At 75.0% G+C, this 8,402-nt stretch carries 8 protein-coding genes; 6 read left to right on the top strand and 2 right to left on the bottom strand.

Annotated elements, in window-relative coordinates; genetic code table 11:
- Positions 1-7: 7 nt before the first annotated feature.
- The 4 genes from ACTHMS_RS22090 (at position 8) to ACTHMS_RS22105 (ending at position 4,120) form a co-directional block, all read left to right on the top strand.
- Positions 8-1,012, top strand: a complete 1,005-nt coding sequence (locus ACTHMS_RS22090) for a zinc-dependent alcohol dehydrogenase family protein (protein WP_440308816.1) — start codon at positions 8-10, stop codon at positions 1,010-1,012.
- Between the two features lie 106 nt (positions 1,013-1,118).
- On the top strand, positions 1,119-2,015 hold the full coding sequence (locus ACTHMS_RS22095) for a universal stress protein (RefSeq protein WP_440308817.1): 897 nt from the start codon (positions 1,119-1,121) through the stop codon (positions 2,013-2,015).
- An 11-nt stretch (positions 2,016-2,026) separates the two neighbouring features.
- The gene (locus tag ACTHMS_RS22100; protein ID WP_440308818.1) at positions 2,027-3,040 is read left to right on the top strand and encodes an Acg family FMN-binding oxidoreductase; all 1,014 of its coding nucleotides are present in this window, start codon (positions 2,027-2,029) and stop codon (positions 3,038-3,040) included.
- Positions 3,041-3,073: 33 nt separating this feature from the next.
- The gene (locus ACTHMS_RS22105) at positions 3,074-4,120 is read left to right on the top strand and encodes a patatin-like phospholipase family protein (protein WP_440308819.1); all 1,047 of its coding nucleotides are present in this window, start codon (positions 3,074-3,076) and stop codon (positions 4,118-4,120) included.
- Here the strand turns inward: ACTHMS_RS22105 and ACTHMS_RS22110 are convergent.
- Positions 4,051-6,120, bottom strand: coding sequence for an amylo-alpha-1,6-glucosidase (locus ACTHMS_RS22110; RefSeq protein WP_440308820.1), 2,070 nt, complete (start codon positions 6,118-6,120; stop codon positions 4,051-4,053). The genes ACTHMS_RS22105 and ACTHMS_RS22110 overlap by 70 nt on opposite strands.
- Positions 6,117-7,199 carry a glycosyltransferase family 4 protein gene (locus ACTHMS_RS22115; RefSeq protein WP_440308821.1) on the bottom strand — a complete coding sequence of 361 codons (1,083 nt, stop codon included), beginning with the start codon at positions 7,197-7,199 and terminating at the stop codon, positions 6,117-6,119. The genes ACTHMS_RS22110 and ACTHMS_RS22115 overlap by 4 nt, the downstream gene beginning before the upstream one ends.
- A 185-nt stretch (positions 7,200-7,384) precedes the next feature.
- On the opposite strand from ACTHMS_RS22115, the gene ACTHMS_RS22120 reads away from it, so the two are divergent.
- Positions 7,385-7,981 (top strand): DUF4389 domain-containing protein, encoded by a 597-nt coding sequence (locus ACTHMS_RS22120; RefSeq protein ID WP_440308822.1) that lies wholly within the window; start codon positions 7,385-7,387, stop codon positions 7,979-7,981.
- Positions 7,978-8,402, top strand: a 425-nt coding sequence (locus ACTHMS_RS22125) for an ATP-binding cassette domain-containing protein (RefSeq protein WP_440308823.1), incomplete at its 3' end; no start/stop codon positions are given. The genes ACTHMS_RS22120 and ACTHMS_RS22125, both read left to right, overlap by 4 nt.

Here is an 8,402-nt window from a genome sequence, read left to right on the forward strand (position 1 = left end):
GGCTGCGGTGCGGGCCTGGGTCGTGCACCGGCCGGGCCCGGTCGACGGCGGCCCGCTGGTGCAGGTCGACCGGCTGGCCCCGGTCCCCGGCGCGGGCGAGGTGCTCGTCCGCGTCCGCTGCTGCGGCGTGTGCCGCACCGACCTCCACCTCGCCGAGGGTGACCTGGCCCCGCGGCGTCCGGACGCGACACCCGGCCATGAGGTCGTCGGTGTCGTCGGCGCCGTCGGCCCGGGCGTGACCGACCTCGCCGTCGGCGACCGGGTCGGCGTGGCCTGGCTCGCATCGACCTGCGGACAGTGCCGCTGGTGCCGGTCGGGTCGCGAGAACCTGTGCCGACGGGCCCGCTTCACCGGCTGGGACGTCGACGGCGGGTACGCCGAGCAGGTCGTGGCGCGCGCGGAGTACGCCTACCGCATCCCCGACGGCCTGGCCGACGAGCGGGCCGCCCCGATGCTGTGCGCCGGCATCATCGGCTACCGGGCGCTGCGCCGGGCCGCGCCGCCGCCGGGCGGGTCACTCGGCATCTACGGCTTCGGCGCGAGCGCACACCTGGCGGCACAGCTGGCCCTGCACGAGGGCCTCCGGGTGCACGTGCTGACGCGCGGTGCCGCGAACCGCGCGCTCGCACGCGAGCTCGGCGTCGACTCGGTCGGCGAGGCGGCCGACGCGCCGCCCGAGCCGCTCGACGCGGCCGTGCTCTTCGCCCCCGCGGGCGAACTCGTGCCGGTGGCGATGCGGGCGCTCGGCCCGGGCGGCATCCTCGCCGTCGCCGGCATCTGGCTGTCGGACATCCCGACGTTGCGGTACGCCGACGAGGTCTTCGACGAGCGGGAACTGCGCAGCGTCACCGCGAACACGCGCGCCGACGGTGCCGAGTTCCTCCGGCTCGCCGGCCGGCACGGCATCACCGCCACGACGTGCGCGTACCCGTTGGCGCAGGCGGACCGCGCCCTGGCCGACCTCGCCCACGGCAGGTACCGCGGCGCCGCCGTCCTGCACGTCGACGGGTGAGCCGGCCGGGACCGGCACGGGTCGCCGGGAGGTCACTGGACCCTGCCCGGCCGCGGTCGTCCCGGGCGAGGCTCAGGACGAGGACAACCGGCACGGGGAGGTCGACATGGACAGCCAGGACCAGCGGCACGGCTCGCCCGCGCCCACCGAGGTCGTGCTCGCCATCGACCCCGAGAGCAGGGCGGTGGACGCGATCGACTGGGCCGCACGGGCGGCCGCGCGGCGTGATGCCCCGCTGCGCGCGGTGACCTGCTACGACCCCGCCGACGAGCTGGGCTTCGAGCCGGAGTCGGATCTCGCGCAGTACCTGCGGCACCGCGCGGCGACCGTCGTCGAGGAGGCCGCGGACGACGTGCGGCTGCGGTACCCGACGATGAAGGTGGCGGCCGAGGTGCTGGTGGGCGACCCCGCCAAGGAGCTCACCCGGTGCTCGGCGAACGCGGCGGTCATGGTCACCGGGTCGCGCGGCCTGGGGACGATCAGGGGCTGGTTCCTCGGCTCGGTCAGCAGCGCGCTGGCGCGCAGCGCGGCGTGCCCGCTGGTCGTCGTCCGGCCGACGGCCGCGCCGGAGGTCGAGCGGAACCTCGTGGTGGCGGGCGTCGACCTCTCCCCCGCGGCACAACAGGTGTTGCAGTTCGCGTTCGGCGAGGCGTCGCGAATGGGTGCGCGCCTGCGCATCGTGCTGTGCGCCCGGCCCGATCCGCTGACCACGCCGCACGGCAGCTACGCGCGCCTGCTCGAGCAGGAGTTGGCCCCCGACCTCGGCGAGACCATCGCCGGCTGGCGCAGCGAGTTTCCGGACGTGCAGGTCACGGCGGACGTCGTCGCCGAGCAGACCGTGCGCGAGTTGACGCACGCGTCGGCCGACGCCGCCCTCCTGGTCGTCGGCAGCCGCCGGTACGGCCGGCGGCCGCTGCTGGCGCTGGGATCGGTGACGCAGGGCGTGCTGCACCACGCGGTCTGCCCGGTGGCCGTCGTGCCGACCGGCGCGCCGGACGAGTGAGCGGAGGAGCAGTGCTCGAACTGATGCTGGACGCGGCCCGCCAGGCCCTGTTGGCGCCGTCGATCCACAACACGCAACCGTGGCGGTTCCGTATCGATGACGGCGTGCTCGAGCTGCACGCCGATCGCGACCGTCGGCTGCAGGTGCTCGACCCGTTCGGCCGCCAGCTCACCATCAGTTGCGGGTGCGCCCTGTTCAACGTGCGGGTCGCCCTCGCGGCAGCGGGCTACAGCCCGCTCGTGCAGCGCCTGCCGAACTCGGCCGATCCGACGCTGCTCGCCCGGGTCACCGTCGGGCCGCCCCGCACCTACCTGCCCGTCGCGCGCTACGCCGAATACATCCCGATGCGGCACACCAATCGGCGCGCCTATGCCGACGAAACGGTGCCGGCGGACGTGCTCGACGACCTGGTGGCCGCCGCCGAGGCCGAGGCCACCGGTCTGCTCGTCCTGGGCAAGGAACGGCACCGCAGGCTCGCCGCCGCCCTGTCGCGACGGGCCGACGAGATCGAGAACGCCGACGCCGACTACCGGGCCGAGCTGGCGTTCTGGACGACCGACGACCCGGCCCGCCGTGACGGCGTGCAGGCCCGGTCGGTGCCCCACGTGCCGGACGACCGCACGGCGAGCCTCGACCCGTTGCCCGTGCGCGCCTTCGACAGCCGGCACAACGGCTGGCTGCCGACGTCGAGCGAGTCCGACTCGCACCAGTGCCTGGTGCTGCTGACGACCGAGCGCCTCGACACCCTCTCGTGGCTCAAGGCGGGCGAGGCGCTGCAGCGGGTCTGGCTGGAGATCACGCGGCGCGGCTTCTGGGCCAGCCCGCTCACCCAGGCGATCGAGGTGCGGTCGACGAACGCCCAGTTGCGGGCGGCACTCGGCCTCACCACGCACCCGACCGTGCTGCTGCGCATCGGGCGCGCCCCCGCCGTGCCACCGACCCCGCGCCGACGCCTGGACGAGATGCTGCTGCCGGGGCATGCGCCGTTGCCGGCGACGAGGGCGATGACCGGGCACACCGGCTGACGCCGGCGTCACAACATTCGCTGAGGGGGTCCGATGGGCGGGTACGACACACGGCACCGCACGGCGCTGGTGCTCAGGGCCGGTGCCGCCCTCGGCGCATCGTGGACCGTCGGGGCGCTGTGTGCACTGCACCAGGTCGAGGGCTTCGAACCCGCCGAGGTCGACCTGCTCGTGGGCACCTCGGCCGGCAGCATCCTCGCTGCCCTGCTCGCGCTGGGCCACACACCGCTCGGTCTGGCCGAACGGGTGGCCGGTGACCTCCCGTCCGACCTCGTGGGCACGGCCCCGGTGAACGCGCTCGACGTCCACGACTTCGTCGACGACGCACTGGGGAACATCCCCACGCCGGTGCTGCTGCCGAGCAGCGCCCGGATGGCGGCCCGCGTGGTCACCCACCCGCTGCGGTACCCGCTGATGACGATGGCCGCCGCGCTCGCGCCCCGCGGGCGCGGCACGCTGGCGCCGGTGCACGCGTTCGTCGAGCGCGAGACCGTCGGACGCGCCTGGCCCGTCGAGCCGCAGCTGTGGATCACCGCCACCGAGGTGCCCGCGGGCCGGTTGACCGTCTTCGGGCGGGCGGGTGCGCCGCAGGTGCCGCTGGCCGATGCGGTCGTCGCGTCCTGCGCGGCGCCCGGGTACTTCCCGCCGGTGACGGTCGGCGGCCGCAGCTACGTCGACGGCGGCGCGGTGTCGGTGACCAACGCCGACCTCGTCGTCGACGCCCCGGTCGACGAGGTGCTCGTGCTGGCCCCGATGTCGATGTTCGACTGCGCGCCGGCCGAGACGCTGCCCGGATGGGTCGAGCGCCGGCTGCGCGGTCACCTGACCCGCCGGTTGCAGCAGGAGGTCGCGCGGCTGGTGCGGTCGGGGCGCACCGTGCGCGTGCTCGGCCCGACCGTCGAGGACCTCGCCGTGATGGGTCACAACGTGATGGACCCGCGCCGTCGCCGCGCGGTGCTCGAGACGGCGATCCGCACCACCACCGACCGGTTGACGCGGGACGCGACCGGTCAGGCGGGTCGGCCGGTCGGCAGCACGACCACGGCGCGATCGGCATCGACGGTGACGTCGAGCCAGTGACCGCGCAGCGGCACCCCGCGCAGGGAGAGCGGCAACCACTCGGTGGGGACGGCCGTCGCCCGGGCGGTCGGGCCGTCGGGGCCGTCCGGCTCGAGCTCGAGCAACGACCGCAGCAGCAGCAGCGGCGCGGCCGAGGCCCACGCCTGCGGCGAGCACGCGGCCGGCACCGGCACCGGCTCGTGGAAGGTCGAGCGTGCGAAGCCGGCGAACAGCTCGGGCAGGCGGGTGAGCCGCGTCGCCGCGTCCAGCAGGCCGGAGGCGATCCGGCGGGCCTCGTCGACGAAGCCGTACCGCATGAGCCCGGCGACGGCCAGCGCGGTGTCGTGCGGCCACACCGACCCGTTGTGGTAGCTCAGCGGGTCGTAGGCGCCCATCGAGGTGGCGAGGGTGCGCACGCCCCAGCCCGAGAACAGATCCGGTGACACCAGCGCTGCGGCCGTCGGTGCCGCGTGCTCGTCGGGCACGATCCCGCACCACAGGCAGTGCCCGATGTTGGACGCGAGGGCGTCGACCGCGCGCCCGGCCCCGTCGAGGGCGACGGCGTAGCGCCGGTGCTCGGGCAGCCAGAACCTCGCGTCGAAGGCGTCCCGCAGCCGGGTCGCGCGGTCGTCCCACGCCGCAGCCAGCGCGACCTCGCCGTCCTGCTCGGCCCACCTCGCGCGGGCGCGGTAGGCCGCGTAGGTGTACCCCTGCACCTCGGCGAGCGCGATGGGCGGCTCGGCGAGGGTGCCGTCGGCGAACGAGATCCCGTCCCACGAGTCCTTCCAGCCCTGGTTGACCAGCCCGTGCGGCGACGACCGGGCGTAGGTCACGAAGCCGTCGCCGCGGTCGGTGTGTGATCGCAGCCAGCCGAGCGCGCGGTCGACCGCGGGCAGCAGCTCGTCGGTCGCCCCCTCGGGCCCGCGCCACCGCCGCACCTCGCCGGCCAGCAGCACGAACAGGGCCGTCGCGTCGACGCTGCCGTAGTAGGCGCCCGCGCCACCGAAGACCGTCGCCCCGCGGCCCAGCCGCGCCTCGTGCAGGATGCGGCCGGGTTGCTCCTCGGTCACCGGGTCGTCGGCCCGCCCCTGGCGTTCGGCGAGGGTCTGCAGCGTGCCGAGCGCCAGCCGGGCGTCGACGGGCAGCGCCATCCAGGCGGTGAGCAGCGCGTCGCGTCCGAACAGGGCCATGAACCACGGGGCTCCGGCGGCGACGACGACGCGGTCGGGGTGCTCGGGATCGCGCATGCGCAGCGCCCCGATGTCCTCGACCGAGCGACGCAGCAGGGCGGCCAGCCGCCGGTCGGGCGTGTGCAGCCGCGGCATCGCCGCCCGCCACGCGTCCAGCTCGCGCGACGGCACCGAGTACTCGAGCGCCTGGCCGGGTGCGTGCTGCAGTCCCAGGGGGCGTCCGGCCAGCACCAGCTCGACGGTGAGCGCGGTCGACCACCGTCCGCGCGGTGGCACCACCACGTTCCAGGCGAAGCCGTCCGCGGTCGCCCCCGGGGTCGTGCTGCGCACGGTCACCGACGTCGCCGGGTCGTCGCCGACACTGCGCAGCTCGGCCGGGTCGGTCACGCGCACGGTGTCGGCGGCGTGGTCCATGGCCCCGCTCTTGACCGCGAAGAGATCCGCCCGGTCGACACCGACGGCGAGCTCGAGCCGACAGGTCACGGTGCGGTGGGTGTCGTTGCGGATGACGATGTCCTCGCGCATGCCGTCGCCGACGTAGCGTCGCCGCACGACCAGCGGCAGCGGGCCGCCGTCCGGGGCGTGCGCCGGCTGGGCGAGGAAGGTGGCGGCGAAGGGCACGTCGCACTGCACCGACAGCGGCAGCAGGGCCGCGCCGTCGACGGTCAGCTCCCAGCGGCTGAGCAGGCGCAGGTCACGCACGAACAGTCCCTGGGCCCGGCTGCGGCCGAGGTCGCCGGTGCGGTCACCCACGCAGAACGACGACCCCTCGACGAGTGTCACCTGCTCGGCACCGGGGCGCTCGGCGCGGTTGTCCCCGAAGACGCTCATCCGGCCGCCTCGCGCACCGGCTGCGGCGCGCGCCCGGGCCGACCGCCCGACCGTCGCGCGATGGCCCTCGCGTAGACCGCCTCGTAGTCGCGCGCCATGCGGTCACGGTCGAAGCGCCGCACGGCGGCCGCCCGGCAGACGTGCCGGTCGATCTCCGGCAGCCGGTGCACCGCGCTGACCATCTGATCGACGTCCTGGCACAGGAAGCCGGTGCGGCCCGACTCGACGATCTCGGGCGCGGCGCCGAACGGCGACCCGATCACCGGCACCCCGCACGCGAGCGACTCGGCCATCACGAGGCCGAACGGCTCGGGCCACCGGATCGGGTCGAGGAGCGCGTCCGCCCCGCGCAGCACGGCGATCCGTTGCGGCAGCGGCAGCTCCTCCGGACGCGGGTCGTCGGGCCCGAGCAGCGGTTCGATGCGACGCGCGTAGTACGTGCGTTCGTCCTCGCTGCGCATCTTCGCGATGATCCGCAGCGGTCGACCGGCACGCCGCGCGACCTCGACGGCGAGGTGCACACCCTTCTCCTCCGCCATGCGGCCGACGAAGACGAGGTAGCCGCCGGACCGCTCCGTGCCGGGACGGTAGGTCTGCAGATCGATCCCGTGCGGCACCACGGCGTCGACCGGCACCGGTCGCGCCGTCGCGGCATGGGCGCGCGAGACCGCCACCACCTGTGCTCTGCCGGCGCCGGGGAGCAGCACCCGCCGCATGTCCGCGTCGAAGAGGTTGTGGTTGGTGAGCACGACGGGCACGGACGCCGCGAGCCGGTGCGCGCCGACGAGCGCGCCGAGGGTGGTGTGGTCGTGCACCACGTCGACGCCCAGGTCGGCCATGACCTCGTACGCGGCGAGCACGTGCGCGGCCTCGCGCAGCCCCTCGCCCATCGGTTCGGCCGGCCGGGCGAACAGGTGGTGTCGCACGACCGGGCAGCGGGAGGCGCCGACCGTGAAGAGGTGCACCTCGTGGCCCCGCAGCCGCAGCGCGGTCGCGAGGTCGGCGACCACCGCCTCGGTGCCGCCGTAGGTCACGGGCGGCACCGTCACCCATGGTGGTGCGATCAACCCGATCCGCATCGCCCGCTCCGTCCGCGTCGGTGCCCCGACCATGACCGCACCCGTGGCCGTCGAGCAGGGTCGATCGGACCGTCGGCGGCCCGCGCACCGCGGACACGGACAGGACCCGCCGCCCCCGTTCGGCCCGGGCCACGGCGGGCGCCCGTCGGCGACAGTGTTCGCAGAGCCTGGGAGAGGAGCCGATCATGACGGCGTCGTGGCAGTACCCCGCGACCCTCGAGTTCCACGACGACGGCCGCATGGCACGGTGGCGGCCGTTCGTACAGTGGCTGCTGGCGATCCCCCATCTGGCCGTCGCGAACGTGCTGAGCTCGCTGCGGGGCGTGCTCACGGTCATCAGCCTGGTGACGGTGCTCGTCACACGGCGGATCCCGCGGCCTGTGTTCGACGCCATCGTGATGACGTGGCGCTACGAGTGGCGGGCCCTCAGCTACGCGGCCTTCCTGCACGGCGACTACCCGCCGTTCGACTTCACCGTCGGCGCCGCCGACGACGGCGTCGAGCCGCACACGCAGGTGGCGATCCGCTACCCCGAACGTCTCGCCCGGTGGGCGCCGCTCTACAAGTGGCTGCTCGCCCTACCGCACTACCTCGTGCTCGTACTGCTCTGGGTCGGCACGGTGTTCGCGGTGCTCGCCGCCGGGGTCGCCGTCGTCGCCACCGGCCGCTACCCCGCCGGCGTGCGCGACTACGTCGTCGGTGTCTCGCGCTGGACGTGGCGGGTGCAGGCCTACGTCGGGCTGTTGACCGACGAGTACCCGCCGTTCCGCCTGCGCGGATGACCACGGTCGACGCCACGCCGCCGGCCCCGCAGGTCGTGGTCGGTGCGAGATCCGGCCGCGCGACGTCCGCGCCGGCCATCGAGACCGTCGGGCTCACCAAGTGGTTCGGGCGCACCCTCGCCCTCGACCACCTCGACCTGCGGGTCGAGCGCGGCGAGGTGCTCGGCTACCTCGGTCCGAACGGCGCGGGCAAGTCGACGACGATCCAGCTGCTGCTCGGGCTCATCCGGCCGACGGCCGGGTCGGCGCGGATCTTCGGTCGGGACGCGTGGGGTGACGCCGCGGTCGCGCACCGCCGGCTCGCGTCCGTGCCGAACGACGTCTCGCTGTGGCCGGCGCTGACCGGGCAGCAGGTGCTCGACCTGCTCGCCCACCTGCACGGCGACAGCGACCGGCGCTACCGCGCCGACCTGCTCGAGCG

The organism is Jatrophihabitans sp., from assembly GCF_051960575.1.
Lineage (GTDB): Bacteria > Actinomycetota > Actinomycetes > Mycobacteriales > Jatrophihabitantaceae > JBQCEE01.

What these genes read in the sequence shown, in the direction of transcription:
- ACTHMS_RS22095 (WP_440308817.1), top strand. Translation starts at nt 1,119, where the DNA reads ATGGACAGCCAGGACCAGCGGCACGGCTCGCCCGCGCCCACCGAGGTC.
- ACTHMS_RS22120 (WP_440308822.1), top strand. Translation starts at nt 7,385, where the DNA reads ATGACGGCGTCGTGGCAGTACCCCGCGACCCTCGAGTTCCACGACGAC.
- ACTHMS_RS22115 (WP_440308821.1), bottom strand. Translation starts at nt 7,199, where the DNA reads ATGCGGATCGGGTTGATCGCACCACCATGGGTGACGGTGCCGCCCGTG.
- ACTHMS_RS22110 (WP_440308820.1), bottom strand. Translation starts at nt 6,120, where the DNA reads ATGAGCGTCTTCGGGGACAACCGCGCCGAGCGCCCCGGTGCCGAGCAG.
- ACTHMS_RS22105 (WP_440308819.1), top strand. Translation starts at nt 3,074, where the DNA reads ATGGGCGGGTACGACACACGGCACCGCACGGCGCTGGTGCTCAGGGCC.